At 36.2% G+C, this 17,689-nt stretch carries 19 protein-coding genes and 3 pseudogenes; 7 read left to right on the top strand and 15 right to left on the bottom strand.

Going from position 1 to position 17,689, the window contains the following annotated elements; genetic code table 11:
- The first annotated feature begins 40 nt into the window (after window positions 1-40).
- Complete coding sequence (locus tag NKG37_RS00265) at window positions 41-1,048, top strand: IS1595 family transposase (protein ID WP_254415606.1); 1,008 nt, start codon at window positions 41-43, stop codon at window positions 1,046-1,048.
- A gap of 16 nt (window positions 1,049-1,064) precedes the next feature.
- Entirely contained in the window at window positions 1,065-1,679 is a 615-nt protein-coding gene (locus NKG37_RS00260) for a hypothetical protein (RefSeq protein ID WP_254415605.1), read from the top strand.
- Window positions 1,680-1,951: 272 nt separating this feature from the next.
- Here NKG37_RS00260 and NKG37_RS00255 read toward each other — a convergent pair whose 3' ends face one another.
- The 12 genes and pseudogenes from NKG37_RS00255 to NKG37_RS00205 form a co-directional block, all read right to left on the bottom strand.
- Window positions 1,952-2,635, bottom strand: a complete 684-nt coding sequence (locus tag NKG37_RS00255; RefSeq protein ID WP_254415604.1) for a DUF421 domain-containing protein — start codon at window positions 2,633-2,635, stop codon at window positions 1,952-1,954.
- Between the two features lie 23 nt (window positions 2,636-2,658).
- Complete coding sequence (locus NKG37_RS25960; protein ID WP_302183202.1) at window positions 2,659-2,913, bottom strand: hypothetical protein; 255 nt, start codon at window positions 2,911-2,913, stop codon at window positions 2,659-2,661.
- A 57-nt stretch (window positions 2,914-2,970) separates the two neighbouring features.
- On the bottom strand, window positions 2,971-3,237 hold the full coding sequence (locus NKG37_RS00250; RefSeq protein ID WP_254415603.1) for a hypothetical protein: 267 nt from the start codon (window positions 3,235-3,237) through the stop codon (window positions 2,971-2,973).
- A gap of 209 nt (window positions 3,238-3,446) precedes the next feature.
- Entirely contained in the window at window positions 3,447-4,964 is a 1,518-nt protein-coding gene (locus NKG37_RS00245) for a phospholipase D-like domain-containing protein (RefSeq protein ID WP_254415602.1), read from the bottom strand.
- A gap of 352 nt (window positions 4,965-5,316) precedes the next feature.
- A pseudogene (locus NKG37_RS00240) lies at window positions 5,317-5,823 on the bottom strand (DUF421 domain-containing protein).
- Between the two features lie 115 nt (window positions 5,824-5,938).
- Window positions 5,939-6,799: a DUF421 domain-containing protein gene (locus tag NKG37_RS00235; protein WP_169188631.1), complete on the bottom strand. Its 861-nt coding sequence runs from the start codon at window positions 6,797-6,799 to the stop codon at window positions 5,939-5,941.
- 29 nt (window positions 6,800-6,828) lie between these two features.
- Window positions 6,829-7,035, bottom strand: coding sequence for a DUF1657 domain-containing protein (locus tag NKG37_RS00230; RefSeq protein WP_009336483.1), 207 nt, complete (start codon window positions 7,033-7,035; stop codon window positions 6,829-6,831).
- 11 nt (window positions 7,036-7,046) lie between these two features.
- Entirely contained in the window at window positions 7,047-7,397 is a 351-nt protein-coding gene (spoVAE, locus tag NKG37_RS00225) for a stage V sporulation protein AE (RefSeq protein WP_098797242.1), read from the bottom strand.
- Window positions 7,394-8,413 (bottom strand): stage V sporulation protein AD, encoded by a 1,020-nt coding sequence (gene spoVAD, locus NKG37_RS00220; RefSeq protein WP_061794311.1) that lies wholly within the window; start codon window positions 8,411-8,413, stop codon window positions 7,394-7,396. Before spoVAD ends, spoVAE begins: the two co-directional genes overlap by 4 nt.
- A pseudogene (gene spoVAC / locus NKG37_RS00215) lies at window positions 8,413-8,890 on the bottom strand (stage V sporulation protein AC). The gene spoVAD and the pseudogene spoVAC overlap by 1 nt, the downstream one beginning before the upstream one ends.
- 17 nt (window positions 8,891-8,907) lie before the next feature.
- Entirely contained in the window at window positions 8,908-9,381 is a 474-nt protein-coding gene (locus NKG37_RS00210; RefSeq protein WP_254415601.1) for a YhcN/YlaJ family sporulation lipoprotein, read from the bottom strand.
- A gap of 81 nt (window positions 9,382-9,462) precedes the next feature.
- The gene (locus NKG37_RS00205; protein WP_013352384.1) at window positions 9,463-9,669 is read right to left on the bottom strand and encodes a DUF1657 domain-containing protein; all 207 of its coding nucleotides are present in this window, start codon (window positions 9,667-9,669) and stop codon (window positions 9,463-9,465) included.
- Window positions 9,670-10,340: 671 nt separating this feature from the next.
- Between NKG37_RS00205 and NKG37_RS00200 the strand changes: the two genes are divergently transcribed.
- The 4 genes from NKG37_RS00200 (at window position 10,341) to NKG37_RS00185 (ending at window position 11,827) form a co-directional block, all read left to right on the top strand.
- A complete protein-coding gene (locus tag NKG37_RS00200) occupies window positions 10,341-10,613 on the top strand; it encodes a hypothetical protein (RefSeq protein ID WP_034298115.1) in 273 nt (90 codons plus the stop codon).
- A gap of 13 nt (window positions 10,614-10,626) precedes the next feature.
- On the top strand, window positions 10,627-10,974 hold the full coding sequence (locus NKG37_RS00195) for a spore coat protein (RefSeq protein ID WP_254415600.1): 348 nt from the start codon (window positions 10,627-10,629) through the stop codon (window positions 10,972-10,974).
- A gap of 179 nt (window positions 10,975-11,153) precedes the next feature.
- Window positions 11,154-11,348, top strand: a complete 195-nt coding sequence (locus NKG37_RS00190) for a hypothetical protein (protein ID WP_160549815.1) — start codon at window positions 11,154-11,156, stop codon at window positions 11,346-11,348.
- A 152-nt stretch (window positions 11,349-11,500) separates the two neighbouring features.
- Entirely contained in the window at window positions 11,501-11,827 is a 327-nt protein-coding gene (locus NKG37_RS00185; protein ID WP_254415599.1) for a hypothetical protein, read from the top strand.
- A gap of 559 nt (window positions 11,828-12,386) precedes the next feature.
- Here NKG37_RS00185 and NKG37_RS00180 read toward each other — a convergent pair.
- Window positions 12,387-12,569, bottom strand: a pseudogene (locus tag NKG37_RS00180) (helix-turn-helix domain-containing protein); the annotation flags it as partial.
- A 42-nt stretch (window positions 12,570-12,611) separates the two neighbouring features.
- Between NKG37_RS00180 and NKG37_RS00175 the strand changes: the two are divergent.
- Complete coding sequence (locus NKG37_RS00175; RefSeq protein WP_254415598.1) at window positions 12,612-15,086, top strand: Tn3 family transposase; 2,475 nt, start codon at window positions 12,612-12,614, stop codon at window positions 15,084-15,086.
- A 133-nt stretch (window positions 15,087-15,219) separates the two neighbouring features.
- Here NKG37_RS00175 and nspC read toward each other — a convergent pair whose 3' ends face one another.
- Window positions 15,220-16,359 (bottom strand): carboxynorspermidine decarboxylase, encoded by a 1,140-nt coding sequence (gene nspC, locus NKG37_RS00170; RefSeq protein WP_254415597.1) that lies wholly within the window; start codon window positions 16,357-16,359, stop codon window positions 15,220-15,222.
- A 10-nt stretch (window positions 16,360-16,369) separates the two neighbouring features.
- Complete coding sequence (locus tag NKG37_RS00165; protein ID WP_016202344.1) at window positions 16,370-17,569, bottom strand: saccharopine dehydrogenase family protein; 1,200 nt, start codon at window positions 17,567-17,569, stop codon at window positions 16,370-16,372.
- Between the last annotated feature and the right edge of the window lie 120 nt (window positions 17,570-17,689).

The following is a 17,689-nucleotide window of genomic DNA, read 5'->3' as shown; positions in this document are numbered from 1 at the left end:
AGAAGCTTTGATATAATCGTGGTTCAAGGAGGTATTCAGTATGTGGTTAGGTGTGTATGAGAATGCAAATGGACTTACAAAAGAAGAACGATTAGAACTTTTTAAAGCATTGAAAAATGACCTTTTCCCCGATGAACCAGATAAAATTTCTAAGCTGCTGAAACAAATCCGTGAGACTCGTTTTAATAGTGGTATGGCTTGTGTTCATTGTGGCAGCACGGCTGTTAAACGAAACGGAAAGTACAGGTCCCGCCAACGTTATCTTTGTAAGGATTGCAATAAAACGTTTAATGATATGACTAATACTCCTTTTTCAGGCTCTCGCTATCCCGAAAAATGGGTGAAGTATATGGAAATGATGGTCGAAGGTTATACACTTCCTAAAATCGCTAAACGTTTAAAATTACACATTTCAACCGCTTTTTATTGGAGACATAAAATACTGAATGCATTACGTTCATTAGACTTTAACCAACTACAGGGTATCATTGAAAGTGATGAAACCTTCTTTCGAGAGTCTTTAAAAGGTCGTGAGGTTACGCACCGGGAACCAAAGAAACGGAAGACTCCTGACGAAAAAAGGGGGATTTCTGACCTGAAAATTGCCGTCGTAGTTGCACAAGACCGTAATAACAACATCATCGCTCTAAAAGCTGGCACTGGTCGTGTGAAAGCGGAAGAAATTGACGCTGCCATCGGAAAATATATAGACCCGAAATCACTACTATGCACAGATACAGCTACCAACTATAAGAAATTTGCCAAAATAAAAGGTTTGAAACACGAGCCAATCAATGAGCGGCAAAAACAACGGGTAAAGAAAGGTATCTTTCATATTCAAAATGTGAACAACTTCCATAGCCGCCTTAAAACTTGGATTAGAAGGTTTCAAGGAGTCGCAACAAAATACCTTGATAATTACCTATACTGGTTCCGCTGGCTAGACCTAGATAAGCATTTGTCGTTTGAAAAACAGGTGGAACAGATGCTTATTTCGGCTTGCCAAAAATCAAATTACAGCACAGTAGAACTCTTAAAGAGCTACTAAAACGGAGGTGAAAATATTGAATTACAATGAATTTACGAACCCTGATAATTGGATTGGAGGATTCTATGAACTTTCAATCGAGTTTCACCCCGTTGGAGATAATAATAGATTGAATCAAGCACTTATTGCATTAGAAAACATCGGATTCTTCAACGGGCTTTGGCAAGAACGACAGGACTTCCTATCGGATTCAATTTCATTACCTATAAACATTGATGATGATAGTGTAAATCAATTTTATGGGACTTTAAATTTGACTGATGGGAATACTTTACCGAGTTTGATTTCTGTAATAAGAATCGAGGGCGAATCAGATTGGTTAGATATATCCATACCACAAGCTACACTTGAACAGCTCTATCCTTATGAATATCCGCTTACTAAAGAACTCAATCCCTGGTTGGCTAAAATTGATGAGATATATATAAGAATAGCTGAAACTATTTATAACAATTCCCCCTTTGAATTAGCAATGATTGGGGAAGAAATCTCAGGCTATACCAACCAAGAAGAAATTACTAAAGAAGATTCAGAAAAAATAACTTTCATTTTACCAATTCGTTTACAAAAACGTCTTGGAATCCAAGACAAAGGGGAAGAACTATCAAAACAACTAAGGTTGTTCAGGTAAAAGTTTTCCCCTGCCAAAAACAACAAACTTTGCGAAAACAGCGTTTTCTAAAAGCGACCTGTTCTGATGTTTAACCACAAAAAAGCAGATGTTGGGGTAGCGTCAGGAAAATGCGGATTTACAACGTTAAGGAAATCAAAATATAAAAAGCCTAATTTCTCGGTGTTATAAGTGAAAAATTAGGCTTTAGTTACTTCATTAAAGCGCCTGATTGTTGAAGACTAAAGTTTATATTCACCAAGAAAATTGATGTGCTCTTATCCTAACAAATTTTATTTAGGACTTACATGTATGCCTTCACTCTCTCGCCAATCTGCGTAAAGTATACGCTTTACATTATCATATCCATTGGTAGTTAATTGGTTATCTAACCACTGTTGATCAAATCCGAGTTCATGTAAATTATCCCATAAAATTTCCCCATCTATAATTAACGATGTTGGGAGGTCTACTGGACTTTCTGGAAGATTGAGATCTTGCTTGTCTGGTTTTTGATACTTGGATTTTAATAATAAACTTATTTGCCCATTAGCTTCCAATATACCGTATTTGACTTCGCGAACTGAAAAGACATTATTTTGACGGAGTATACTCAATACTTGATTTACATCCAATTTGTTCTTTGTAAGTAACTTTCTGTCCATAACACCATCTCGAATGATGATGTTAGGATTGCCTAATAAGAGAGAACGTGTCGATTTATTTTTTAGAGTCATAAACTCTATTCCCAACATAAGAAACGTCCACAATCCGATGGTATATAAAAAATGAAAAATCCCTACCTTATCTTCATAAATGGTATTTCCTAAAAAATCTCCAAGTACTAACACAAAAACTAAGTGAAACGGGGTTAACTGATAGATGGATGTTCTGCCTGTTATGATAATGATAAAAAATAAAGTGGCAAAACCAACGATGACTTTGATCGTCAGTAAACCAATATTAACTTCTTCCAAAGTTTTTTCCTCCAATTTAAATTTTACTTAGTTGTAAGATCTTGAGGTTTAGATAAAGAGGCTAGTTTTAGTATTAAAGCTCGAGTTACAATTCCAACAATGATGTAATATATGAATGAATATCTGTATCTCCACTCTAAATAATTAACAAGTTTGACCCACTCGCAAAAGGGTTCACCAATATAGGCATATGTTAGTGCCATAATGATCTGGGCTAAAATAAAAGATTTCCATGTTCTAAAATATTGATATAACAACATGTAAGCTACAGGTACCATTGAAAAATCAAAAGGAAAGGCCCTAGGAATAAAAGGTAGGAATGCAATGGGGTAATCCTAAAAACTGTATTGTGCACCAACTACATCTAATAAGGTTGTTGTCAAGATAATTATGGTACCAAATAACAAAATTTCTAAAATAATGTCTCGTTTAACAAGTTTAGCCCATATAACCCAAGGCACACCTAAAAAAACGACTAGTATCCACCATTCCCAAGTTAAAAACTCATTTTTTTGCCAACTATTTAATTCTAAATGATAGAGCTTATCTTCTAATAAACGTATTTCCTTAAGATTTTCAAATATATTATCTATTGATATCACCTCTATATTTAAATGAAAAGGTAACAGATATTTTTGAATTCAAACTCTTTGAGCTGCCTTTTTAGTATTACCGTTTTTTAGTAATGAATTTCCATCGTAAATAAGAAAAAACCCATGTTGGAAGTTCTTTTTCAAATAAGTCAGAAATATATTAAAAACAAAGTTAAATCTAGATTTAAGATAGAACAATAAAAACAGGATACATCAACTTATAATAATGGAGAAAGCACGCGAGCACCCTGTTCAACAATGCGCTCGGTCAGGGATCGTTGCAACAAGTCTTCAATTCTTAATGGTACAGAATCAGTAAGATCCCTCTCGAACTGCTCTGTGAGTTCTCTTGCCACATCAGCACTGTACACGACTTGACACACCTCATAATTCAGGCGAAAACTTCTCATATCATAGTTTGCTGAGCCTACTTCTGCAATTTCCTCATCAATGATCATCAGTTTCGCATGTAACATTCCTTTGTCGTACTGGTAGATTTGGACCCCAGCTTCTATAAGTTCCCCGTAATAGGTACGACTTGCAAAGCCTACGATTTTTTGATCAATGTGGCGAGGAACCAGCAATCTTACGCGCACACCACGAGCCACAGCTGTTTTTAACGCCATGATAATATCTGTTTCTGGTACAAAATAGGGTGTTGTTATATCAATAGTCTTGGTCGCCTGTGTTATACATATAAAGTAAGCTTGACGAATAACTGGGGTAGGAATTCCAGGGTTTCCTTCCAACGTATGGATGTACGCTTTTTGCAATTCTCCTGTCTTTGTTTGGGTATTGTCTGTTTTACCTTCTATAGGCCATAACTCAGATCCTAATTCGGCAGGCCATCTTGAAAGATCTATGCTGCCGGTTGGATTGATTTCCTTTGATTTATATTTTGGGATTTTAGTGGCCTTTTTCGTTGCCTCAGATTTTGTTTTTGACTTTATCCTTTCCGGCACAGCGATTTCCCAATGAACATCAAAAACAGTCTGCAAGTCGCCTGTTGCTTCCCCTATAATTTGCAAATGAGTGTCCCTCCAAAATCCTACGTCTGGCTTTAATCCTGTATATTCATACCCAACGTTCATACCGCCAGTAAAGGATTCCTTTCTGTCAATCGTCACAATCTTACAATGATCCCGATAATTCCAATTGGACAAAATCCAGGGAAATCGCAGAGGAAATATTGTCCTGCATTCTATCCCTGCTTCAACCATCTGCCGGATTTTTTCACGCGGGAATTTATAACTCCCCAAGCTATCTCTCATAAAACGAACCTGCACTCCATTTAATGCTTTTTCGATTAGCAGTTCTGTGATTCGATTACCAATTTGGTCGTTCCGATAGATGAAATATTCCAGATCAATGGTTTCTTGGGCTTTTTGTAGGGATTCGATAAGTTGTTCATATTTTGCTATCCCATTGTTAAACACTTGGACTTGGCCCATTCGAAGCCCATTCACAGTGAAATGCCGTAAAGCATTGGCAATTACCGATGCTGAAGCACCGAATGTCTCAGGTAATTTGTTAGATTCATTTTTAGAACAGGTCAATCTTTTTCGATGAATAAACTTAGGGTTTGATATGCTAAGATATAGCCAGAAACCAATGACAGGTAAAAAAAGGACGATTATTATCCAATTCAAAGCCTTGGCAGGCCGACGAACTTCCCAAATTGCTATGAATAAGATAAAGAACGTATTTAACAGGTATAGATAAAAAATCCACTCCAACTGGAATCCCTCCTTCTGTTTCTCTTATCATGTACAAACTATGTAACCAGTATACGTATGGAATATGAAGGGATTGTCTGTTATATATTATGGACTACCTTTATAAGAACTTGTATAAGATATTAAGAACGAAAAAAAGAGAATTAAGGTTGGGAAAGTTCTGACATCAAGAAAGGCTTAATGATCTGGGCACTGTCCTAACTAGAGACTTAGTGATTTTGAAAATTACCATCTGGTAAATTCCTAAATATAGGTATAATTTTTTATAAATTTGGAAAATGAAATTGGTAAATGCAATAAGGAGTAAATAAGAGAAAACATTAATTTATATTGGGAGGAAATCGTCTTAAAATTAGTCGTTAACATCTTTTTTGTTAATGTTTAATGAATGATCGGTATCTCTAACAGCAGCATAAAAAAAATCTTTGATTTGAAGATATCACTTTGCCTTTAGTTCTTCCTTTAACCACTTTTCATTTTTGTTGATAAATTTTAATTTACGCTTTTGCACTTTCCCTTCAATGACAACGACTATGGGTAATCCGCGGTATTCCACTTTCATATGTAAATCTTTTGGAGTAATAGGAACTAATTCTTTTCTTGGAAAAATGCTAATTTCACCTGTTGCTTCCAAAATCGCATATTCATTATCGTGAATATCCGGATATCCTGTTGTTCTTAAATTAGACAACAGCTCAGGTAAAGGATATCTACTTTCCTTTAAATTTCGATTAAGATAAAAAAGAATCGCTCCAAAATCATGAGGGGTAAGTTGGGATAGAGCTGATTTCCCTAAAATATTTACTGCTACAATAAACACAATATAGATAAAAATAACTTTAACTAAAAAAATAGACACTTCTAACACCTCGTAAAAAAATTCACCTTAGTCCGAAATTGGACTAAGGTTTTTAAACTTATTTCAATTAAAAATGGTATCTTTTTTTCGTCATGTATGAATCTAAGCTAAATCCTTATCCTTTTAAAATAGGGGTCACTTTATCAATGGCTTCTTGTAATTTTTCACTGTTTAACCTATACATTTGTTTGGCGTCTTTTGATTCCGTTCCAAGAGCAAATAGTTCTAAGTCTGCTTGACATTTTTTCAAGGTTGAAAGAATTAAGGGTCTTTCTTGTGGGGGGGCGACTTGTAATTTATCGTCAAACAGATCAATCGTTAACTCTCCGTAAGAATTAACCTGTCCCAGAAATACATTTTCAATCGTTACCCCTAGTTTTTCTAATTCAGTTTGTAGCCAAGCCCGACTTCGTCCAATCGTGGCTAGTGGTTCATCCATTATTGTACCATCCATAATAATGGTCTGAGGCTCCTTGATTGAAGCAACCTTCAAGTTTATATCCTTTGCTGTTAAAGGTTGATTTTCTTTCTTTAGCATCACAGATAAATCACCTGTTGCCTCTAAAACAGCAAATTCTACATCAGAGACTTGAAAGACATCCTTCCTGCGAAGTAGCTCTAACAGTTCATCTGTCGTATATCTTTCCTTTTTTAAATTATCTTCCATAATCTTCCCATCTTTGATAAATACAGTTGCTTTTCCTTCTATAAAATTGCGAAAACCTTTACTTTTTAAGGAAATTAAACCAGTGAAAAAGGGAATAGCCGCAAAAATGACAATTCCAATAATTCCGTGAAAAATCTTCCGTTCAAGTCCCGTAGCCACTTCTGCACCAATACTTCCAATAGACATACCGGTGACATATTCAAAGAAAGATAGTTCTGAAATTTGCTTTTTCCCTAACCATTTTGTAATGAAAAATAAAACAGCAACAAATAATGCTGAGCGTACAGCTATATCTAACCATTCAGGCACTGCTTACACCCCCTGTAAATATAGTTTTTCTAGAAACCTTTGTACTGAAGTTCCTCTCCTTCTAGTTCTCCTACTCTTTTTTTTAAATCTTTTGTTACTTCGTGTACTACCATCATAGCCTCATGCAAAGTTCGCTTCGATTCATCATCAAGAGTCCGTAATGCTAAACTTGAGAGACTTGCTTCTACCCCTTTTAGACTGGCAAAACACTGTTTAACATCTGATCCTACTGTCATCCTAATTCTCCTTATCCTTTTGGCTTAAAAATTAAAGCTCCTATCATGCCGAAAACAATGGCAGCTGAAATACCAGAACTAGTTACTTCAAACATTCCTGTCAGTACACCAACTAACCCATGTTTTTCTGCTTCCTGCATCGCACCATGAACAAGCGAATTCCCAAAACTTGTAATCGGAACGGTAGCCCCTGCCCCAGCAAAATCAATCAAAGGCTCGTATAGTCCAAATCCATCTAAAAGCGCCCCAATCACTACAAGAGCACTTAAGGTATGACCTGGTGTCAATTTAAATACATCAAACATAATTTGCCCAATGATACAAATTAAACCGCCTACGACAAAAGCCCAAAAATAGATCATGTTAATTGTTCACCTCCGTATTCAATTGACACTGCATGGGCGATACAAGGAATTGTTTCATTTTGCTGAAAGGACAACGGTGAAAGCAAAGCACCTGTAGCCACAACTAACATTCGTTTAAATTCACCTTTTTTCATACGGTTTAATAAATGCCCATAAACTACCGTTGCTGAACAGCCTGCACCGCTTGCTCCTGCAAGAACGGGTTGTCCTTCCCGATAAATCATAAGGCCACAATCTTGGTATTGTTCTTCACTAATAGGAGTTCCATGCTTTTTAAATAGATCCATGGACACTTCCTGTCCGATTTGGCCAAGGTCACCGGTTACAATTAAATCGTAATAAGATGGCTCAACATTTCGTTCCTTTAAATGGGCTTCAATGGTATCAACCGCAGCTGGCGCCATAGCTCCTCCCATGTTAAATGGATCTGTCAATCCCATATCGATTACACGACCAATTGTGGCAGATGTGACATGAGGTCCTTCCCCAGAATCACTTAATAGGGCTGCACCTGCACCAGTAACCGTCCATTGTGCCGTAGGTGGCTTTTGTCCACCATACTCAGTTGGATACCGAAATTGTTTTTCAACAGCTGTATCATGACTGGAAGCTCCTGTTAACAAATATTTCGCTCCTTTTGTATTTACAATATAAGCACCTAGAGCCAGTCCTTCCATAGAAGTAGAGCAAGCACCGAATAAGCCAAAATAAGGCGCTCCAATCGTTCTGCTAGCGAAACTTGTTGGGGTGATTTGATTGATTAAGTCCCCAGCTAGGATAAATTGAACTTGATCCTTTTGTATGCCCCCTTTTTCCATGGCTTTTTGGCAAGCCTCTTCAAAAAGGATTTTATGTGCTTTCTCATAGGAATCCTGCCCAAGCCATAAATCAGCATGAAGAGTATCGAAATCATCTGGGATAGCACCATTGGCTTCAAATGGTCCACCAACGGTTCCAGTGGAGATAATGACAGGCTTTTGTTCGAAGATCCATGTACGATGACCTGCTAGCATTATAAACCACCCCACTGGATTAAAGTGGTTTTAATTAAGGCAATGACAAAAGAAGAAAAAACACCAAATAAAATAACCGCCCCCGCTAATTTAAACATGTTGCCACCTACGCCCAGTACAAATCCTTCGGTTCGACTCAATGGCAGGCGATATAACCGCATTGCCAAAACCTGTTACAGGTACAGCTGTTCCAGCCCCACCAAATTGGGCCATTCGATCATATACGCCAAAACCAGTAAGAAGCATTGTAATAAAAATTAACGTACCCACCGTCGGATTTCCGGCCGTTTGCTCAGTAAAATCGAAATAATAAATGTAAAAGTCTGAAATAAGCTGACCAATCAAACAAATAAGTCCACCGGTTAAAAAGGCCTTAATACAATTTTTAACAACCGGTCTTTTGATCTCTCGTTGTTTTTGCAATTTTTGATATTCCTGTTGCACAGGAGTAAGTTGTTTCTTTTGATTGTTAGACATAACTCGATCCTTCCTCTTTAGGTTTGTTCCTTCATAAGACTTTTCAGTTTGTTCAAATCATTTTTTAAGTTCTTCTTATTCATATCGTTTTTTTTCAGTCTTTGCTCGACCTTTTCAAGCTCCCAGAATATTTTTTTATCAGTCGAAACAAAAACTTTATAGTCGGGATATTTTTTTTCTAAGTCGGATTTTACTGACTTCTCGATACTCTTTAATCGAAATCGATCAAAATTCTCAACTTTAATCGCTGCCATAAGCTCTTTATCAGTATTCACAGCTTTTACGTCTGTAATATCTTCCTTGGTAATTATCTTTTCTTTCGCATGATTGGCAACGGATTGATCAATTGGCTTACTTGTATGTACTTGTGAAATACCAAAAGTACTATTACCTTGAATAAATTCATTTTGATTACCATTACATCCTGATGCGAAACCAATGACCATTATAATAAAAAGTAGGTTTTTCAATGTGGTTATTTTATCTTTCAAAAAATCACCTCCATTTTTTCCTATTATTTGAACAGCTGAAAAAAGGTTGGTTAAGAGGCCAACCTTTTTTCGCCTTACTAATTACTGTTGTTTGTATTGAGGTTCTTCTTGTTCGATTTGTTGAACACGTGGTTCAATGCTGTCTACAACGGATTGGGTTTGCTTAGCTGCATCTTGGTAAAGTTGCTTAGCTTGTTGATTATCTGTACTAAGAGCAAATGTTTCAAAGCTAGCTTGAGCACTTTTCAATCCTGCTAGAGCTGTTTTAACGTCATTTATGACTGTCATGAATAACACCTCCTATTATTTTTTTTGAAACCTTTCTTAGAATGTTTGAAGATAGAAATATTTATTCATACAAAGTTTTTAAAATTCGAATTATATTTTTATTATTTTCGGAAAAAATACTCTTGGCAAAAAATCAAGGAAGAGAGAATAGGGTAAATTTGACGGTTGTACTTTTGTAAAAGCTGATTAAAGTACAATTGTTTTACAATTCGAGGGGGATTTTCCTTTTCGAGAAGCAAGACTGGTATGCTTATTTAGAAATGGAGTATTGATGCAGTTTGTATTTTTCATAAAATTAAAAAAGAGGTAGACGGAGTATGTATAAGGACTATCCTGAAACGATTTATATGGACCAAAACCACGAGCAAGGTGTAAGCAATTTAATAAAAATATAAATCAGTATTTTTCCAATCCTATTATACATAAGGAAATTAATGGTGATAAAATATATGTTGCCTTGGACCTAGACAGAATCTGGAATAGTATAAATTAATATTTAGTTTAGCCACAAATACTCCCCACCTGCGTATAGGTGGGGAGTATTTAATGCTATCTAGAGGTGGGGGAGTCTATAAAACTATTCTAAAATACCTGCATATTTTTGACCGCTGTGTGGCAATCTACCAAAGTGATTACAACATTGTTAACAAGGAGGAAACATCATGCAACAAATGCAGACGGGTATGAATAATCAACAAGCACAAGCTTTAATGACACAACCGCCTGAAATAATGTCAACAAAGGATCATCTCTATGTAAACGATATGTTAAGCTGGAATTTACTTGCGATGAAGAAAATGCATTTTTTCGCTCAACAATGTCAAAATCCAGAAGTAAGAGCAGCACTTGAACAAGCTGGACAAATGCACGACCGACACTATCAACAGCTGCTTCAACAGATGCAACAGTATGTAACTCAACCTTCACAAAATATGAATCAATAAGGAGGATACGATAGTGGAAAATAATAATCCAAACAAAATTAAGAATCCTGAAACACCAGTTCCCAAGACGCCGCAAATGAACGATAGAGATTTTCTAAACGATGCCTTAACTACGGAAAAATATATATCTTCCTCATATTCGACTGCATTAAAAGAAGCAAGCCATGGGTCGTTGTATCGTACAATTGCATCTATTTCCCAAGAAACTGAAGACTGTCACCGCAATCTATATAACTTAATGTTTAAAAACGGATGGTACGCTTTGGAAAAAGAAACTCCACAAACTATTAAACAATCGGTTCAGCAATTTTCTAACTACATGCAAAGTCAAGATCCATATAGAGGCAATTTAATACAATAAAGAACAAGTGTTCAAGGAGAACAAACTCAGGGTACACACAACAATAATTATGCAAGACAAAAGGTTGGTTGGATGTTAACCAACCTTTCTCTTCTTTAGAACCTTCCTACAAACGTGTTCAAAGTATTAAATTGCTCAAATCCTGCCATATAAATACTAAAATAAAGGTTGTGTTAAAAATGAATCAAGAAACTAAAATTGCAAATGAGCTTCAGAAAATGTTGACTGAAAATCAAATCCCTGTTTCCGTCCAGGAAGATATTAATGTGCTCTCTGAAAAATTAGCTAATGGAGATATTACACTTGGTGAATTAGAAAATAAAGATCAGTTTGTAGAAGAGGTTATTCAGAAAGCAAAAAATAGAATCGGATAAAATAGGGAAACTTTGTAATATTATCTATCATAAGTCTATACATAATTGCTTATTGCTGTATTTCATCAAATTTCTTTTTAGACTATCTGAATAAATAAAGAATAAACGGAGAAAATAATTTAGAAATTACAACAATCGAAAGGGCGGTAAAGATGAATCTTAAGTGGATGAAACTTTTATCAACAGTTTTTCTTTCAATTTTCTTGTTATTGGGGTGTAATAATGGAGATGACGATAATAATCCACCACCGGAGGATGTAACTCCAGGGACAGAAGAACCAATTGAAGATCCAATCGACGCAACAGATCCAGATACTATTGATGAACATAATGTCATCCCTGATACAGAAGAACCAATTGAAGATCCAATCGACGCAACAGATCCAGATACTATTGATGAACATAATGTCACCCCTGATACAGAAGAATCAATTGAAGATCCTGAAGACGCAACAGATCCAGATACTATTGATGAATAAGTTTATACACCGTTTGTTCTCAAACGGTGTTCTTTAGTGTGCCGGGCATGTTCACTAGCTAGGCGGTGTAAGTCCGCTATGGGCGTTGGGATATGCGAACCATTAGTCGAAGGCAAGGGTGTCCGTGGTGACGCGGAATCTGAAGGAAGCCCTAGGCAAATCCTTGGTCTGAGGTATACGAATCACATTAGAGGTTTTCATTTCAGGATGAGTTTGCTAAACAAAACGAAGTCCTAAATATCCCCGGATGAAATGAGAATAAATGTGGCAGATAGATGAGGAGAAAGCGAGTGAACTTACCCCGGAGGCCACTGAAAAACTTAAGTTTTTCAGTGGCCTCCTTTGTGACTAAGGTTGTTTTTTAAAAGTGTTCTCGAAAAATACAGCCTTGCTTTAAATCTGAGTTTAGCGTATATCTCCGTTAAAATGTACTCGGAACCCTTTGATGATCGTGCCTAGTTAGATAAACAAATATTGATACTTCCTTATAGAAATAGCCTGCTTGGTTAGGTACGTTGTTTCACAATCCCCGGAAATTTTTAATATAAGTAATGAATGCTTATTTTTTTCCTTCCGATAGCTTTCTATATAAAGAAGCTCTAGATACATTTGTAATTTCACAAATTTGATTTACAGTCATATTTCCTTCTTTATATAGCTTTACTGCATAATTCATTCCTGCGTGATTTTTATGATATTTCTTTAACCGTCCTTTAAACTTCCCTTCTTTCTTTGCGAGCTCAAAGGTAGAGAATTGCTTACACTGGAACAGAGGCAAGATTTTATGCAAATCCCTGAAGATGAATGGATATTGGGGACCTACTTCACTTTTTCCAATACTGTTAGTCAATCTCTTACAAATGAACAAAAAGGAAAGCTTGAAGAGATCATTACTTCGCAGCATCCATCCGAATCCAATAAAACGATATTGGGTTGGTTAAAGGAACCGCCGGGTCATCCTTCACCCGAAACATTTCTAAAAGTAATAGAACGACTCGAATACATACGAGGAATGGAATTAGAAACGGTACAAATTAGTCATTTGCATCGCAATCGCCTGTTACAACTATCTCGCTTAGGCTCAAGATATGAGCCATATGCATTCCGTGACTTTCAAGAAAATAAGCGATATTCGATATTAACCGTCTATTTATTACATCTTACTCAAGAGTTACCGGATAAAGCTTTTGAAATTCATGATAGACAAATACTTAGTCTGTTATCAAAAGGCCGTAAGGCTCAAGAGGAAATTCAGAAACAAAACGGTAAAAAGCTGAATGAGAAAGTTATACACTTTACGAACATCGGACAAGCTTTAATCAAAGCAAAAAAGGAGAAATTAGACGTTTTTGAGGTTTTAGAATCCGTTATCGAATGGAATTCTTTTGTCTCTTCGGTCGAAGAAGCTCAGGAGCTTGCACGCCCTGCCGACTATGATTATTTAGACTTACTGCAAAAACGATTTTATTCACTTAGAAAATATACGCCAACGCTATTAAGGGTATTGGAATTTCATTCTACAAAAGCAAATAAGCCACTTTTACAAGCTGTTGAGATTATCCGTGGAATGAACGAATCCGGAAAGCGAAAAGTGCCTGATAACTCACCTGTGGATTTTATTTCAAAACGTTGGAAAAAGCATTTATACGAGGATGATGGTACAACAATCAATCGTCATTACTATGAAATGGCTGTTTTAACAGAACTTCGGGAGCATGTTAGGGTAGGAGATGTTTCCATTGTTGGCAGCAGACAATATAGAGACTTTGAAGAATATTTGTTTTCAGAAGATACATGGAATCAAACGAAGGAGAATACAAGATTATCAGTTAGTTTATCATTCGAGGATTATATGACGGAGAGAACCAGCAGCCTTAACAAAAGGTTAAAGTGGTTAGCTACCAATTCCAACAAGTTAGACGGGGTTTCTCTTGAAAAAGGAAAGCTGTCAATTGCACGCTTAGAAAAAGATGTTCCAGAAGAAGCAAAAAAATTTAGTGCAAGCCTGTATCAGATGCTACCAAGAATAAAATTAACCGATTTACTGATGGATATTGCTTATATAACAGGATTTCATGAGCAATTTATTCATGCTTCCAATAATCGAAAACCGGATAAAGAAGAAACAATTATTATTATGGCTGCTCTTTTAGGAATGGGAATGAATATTGGTTTAAGCAAAATGGCTGAAGCAACACCCGGACTTACATATAAGCAATTGGCCAATGTATCACAATGGCGCATGTATGAAGATGCAATGAATAAAGCCCAAGCCGTATTAGTAAATTTTCATCACAAATTGCAATTGTCCTCCTATTGGGGAGACGGTACAACATCCTCGTCCGATGGTATGAGAATGCAGATAGGCGTTTCATCGCTACATGCAGATGCAAACCCACATTATGGAACTGGAAAAGGAGCCACCATCTATCGTTTTACAAGTGATCAATTTTCTTCTTATTACACAAAGATTATTCATACTAATTCAAGGGATGCGATTCATGTTTTGGATGGTTTGTTACACCATGAGACGGATCTAAATATAGTAGAGCATTATACAGACACGGCTGGTTACACAGACCAAATATTCGGACTGACCCATTTATTAGGATTTAAATTTGCTCCAAGAATACGAGATTTATCAGACTCGAAATTATTTACAATAGATAAGGCAAGTGAGTATCCAAAATTAGAAGTCATTTTACGTGGACAAATAAATACAAAGGTCATTAAAGAGAATTATGAGGATGTTTTGCGATTAGCTCATTCTATAAGGGAAGGAACAGTTTCAGCATCCCTTATTATGGGGAAATTAGGTTCTTATTCAAGACAAAACAGCTTGGCTACAGCCTTACGTGAGATGGGCCGAATAGAAAAAACGATCTTTATTTTGAATTATATTTCGGATGAATCATTAAGAAGAAAAATACAAAAAGGATTGAATAAAGGAGAAGCCATGAATGGACTGGCAAGAGCTATTTTCTTCGGAAAACAAGGAGAGCTTAGGGAACGAACCATACAGCATCAATTGCAAAGAGCCAGTGCCTTAAACATCATTATCAATGCCATCAGTATCTGGAATACTTTACATCTAACAAAGGCAGTTGAATATCAAAAACGGTCAGGTAGTTTTAATGAAGAATTATTGCACCATATGTCACCTCTAGGTTGGGAACATATTAATTTACTTGGAGAATACCATTTTAATTCGGAGAAAATGGTCTCGTTAGATTCTTTAAGACCCTTGAAACTTTCTTAACGTTGTTAAAACTGGGGGAATAGTCGGGGAAATGGGCTTAGCGTTGTAAATCCGCATTTTCCTGACTGTACCCCATGTTTAAGGGAATGAGTCCTTTTTAAACATCTGCTTTTTTTCTTTAGAAACTATTTATTTAGGATAAGCGATTACTATAATCTTCAAAGACAAATTGACGAACAACTTTTAATCCTTCTTCGTCATTATAAGAAGCAATAGAAGGTAAGTTAACACCATTAAACATATGATTTTTAACCATTGTGTAATGAGCCATATCACAGAATACGATCTTATCACCAGGCTTTAATGGCTCTTTGAAAGAATAATCACCGATGACATCTCCTGCTAGACAGGTCATTCCACCAAGTCTATAGGTATATTCATTATCACCAGGCATTCCCGCATCTATAATATTTGGTCGATAAGGCATTTCTAGTACATCAGGCATGTGACATGTTGCGGACGTATCAAGAATGGCAATATCCATCCCATTATGAACAATATCAAGGACAGTGGAAACTAAATAACCTGTGTTTAATGCGATAGCCTCTCCAGGCTCTAAATAAACATCTACATTGTATTTTTCTTTTATAAACAAAATGGATTCAACAAGTGTTTCGATATCATAATCTGGACGGGTAATATGATGTCCCCCACCGAAATTAACCCACTTCATTTTCTTTATATATTCGCCAAATTTTTCATCCACTACTTTTATGGTGCGTTTTAAAGTATCGGAATTTTGTTCGCACATTGTATGAAAATGAAGGCCGTCAATACCGTCTAATTCATCTGGATTAAAGTTATCCAATGTAATGCCGAATCTTGAGTATGGTGCACATGGATTATAAAGCTGCGTCTCTATTTCTGAGTACTCAGGATTAATTCGAAGACCAACATCAATTTTTTTTCCGGCATTTTGAACCTTTTCTTTAAATCTATTCCACTGGCTGTGTGAATTAAAGACAATATGATCCGTATATTGAAGTAGTTCATCGAACTCGCTTTCTGCGTAAGCAGGTGCATATGCATGTACTTCTTTGCCCATTTTCTCATACCCAAGTCTTGCTTCAAACAGAGAACTAGATGTTACCCCTGCTAAGTATTTACCTACTAGAGGAAATACAGAATGCATGGAAAAACCTTTTAACGCAAGGAGAATTTTTGCACCTGTACGTTCTTGTATAGACTGCAAAACTTCTAAGTTTTTTGTTAAAAGACGCTCGTCCACTACGTAACTTGGTGATGGAGCTTGTGTAAAGTCAATCTTTTTCATTTCATTCCTCTCAATCTATAAGAGTCGGAGAGAAGTTCTCCTGCCATGGTAATCCGTATTTATTTAAGGCATCCATGAATGGATCTGGATCAAATTCTTCTACATTGTAAACGCCTGGTCGTTTCCATTGGCCTTTCATGATTAGCATTGCGCCAATCATTGCTGGTACACCAGTTGTATAAGAGATTGCTTGAGATCCTACCTCACGATAACATTCTTGGTGATCACAAATATTATATACATAATAAGTTTTTGGTTTGCCGTCTTTTACCCCTTGGATGATACAGCCAATATTAGTTTTTCCTTTTGTTCTAGGTCCAAGCGATGCTGGATCAGGAAGGATTTCTTTTAAGAACTGTAGTGGGATAATCTCTTTTCCTTCATAATTAATTGGTTCAATTGATGTCATGCCAACATTTTCAAGAACCTTTAAGTGGTTTAGATAATTATCAGAGAAAGTCATCCAAAAACGGATTCTTTTTAATCCCTTAATATTAACAGCTAATGATTCTAACTCTTCATGATATAATAAATAAATGTTTTTTGGACCAATTTGCTCTAAATCATATTCTCTTTTTTCAGAAAGCGGTGGGGTTTCAACCCATTGCCCATTTTCCCAATATCTTCCGTTTGCAGTTATTTCACGAATATTGATTTCAGGATTAAAGTTTGTCGCGAACGGATAACCGTGATCTCCTCCATTAGCATCCACGATATCAATATAATGAATCTCGTCAAAATGATGTTTTTGTGCATATGCAGTGAACACACCAGTTACGCCAGGATCAAACCCGCTTCCAAGTAAAGCAGTTAAACCAGCTTCTTCAAACTTTTGTTTATATTCCCATTGCCATTTATATTCAAATTTAGCTGTCTCAGGTGGTTCGTAGTTTGCTGTATCTAAGTAATGTACACCTGTAGCAAGACATGCATCCATAATAGTTAAATCTTGGTATGGTAATGCCACATTGATTACTAGTTCTGGTTTAAAGCTATTGATTAATTCAATTACTTCTTCTGTATTATCAGCATCGACTTGAGCAACTGAAACTTTCGTCTTGCCACCATCAATTTTATCTTTAATTGCTTCACACTTTGAAAGTGTTCTGCTTGCGATACAAATTTCCTCGAATACATCCGGTACTTGACAGCATTTATGTGCAACAACACTTGCTACTCCGCCAGCACCGATAATTAATGCTTTTCCCAAAATGAATAACCTCCTTTAATACTACCTAAAAAATTTCAATAAGGCTGATTATACATAATGTGCGTAAAATAATCTATATAATCCAGTAAAATATAATAAATTTTTATCACTAGCGCCGCA

The organism is Niallia sp. RD1, assembly GCF_024219955.1.
Taxonomy (GTDB): domain Bacteria; phylum Bacillota; class Bacilli; order Bacillales; family Cytobacillaceae; genus Niallia; species Niallia alba.
The sequence above is the reverse complement of the archived record's forward strand: the minus strand, read 5'-3'. Positions and strand labels throughout refer to the sequence as shown.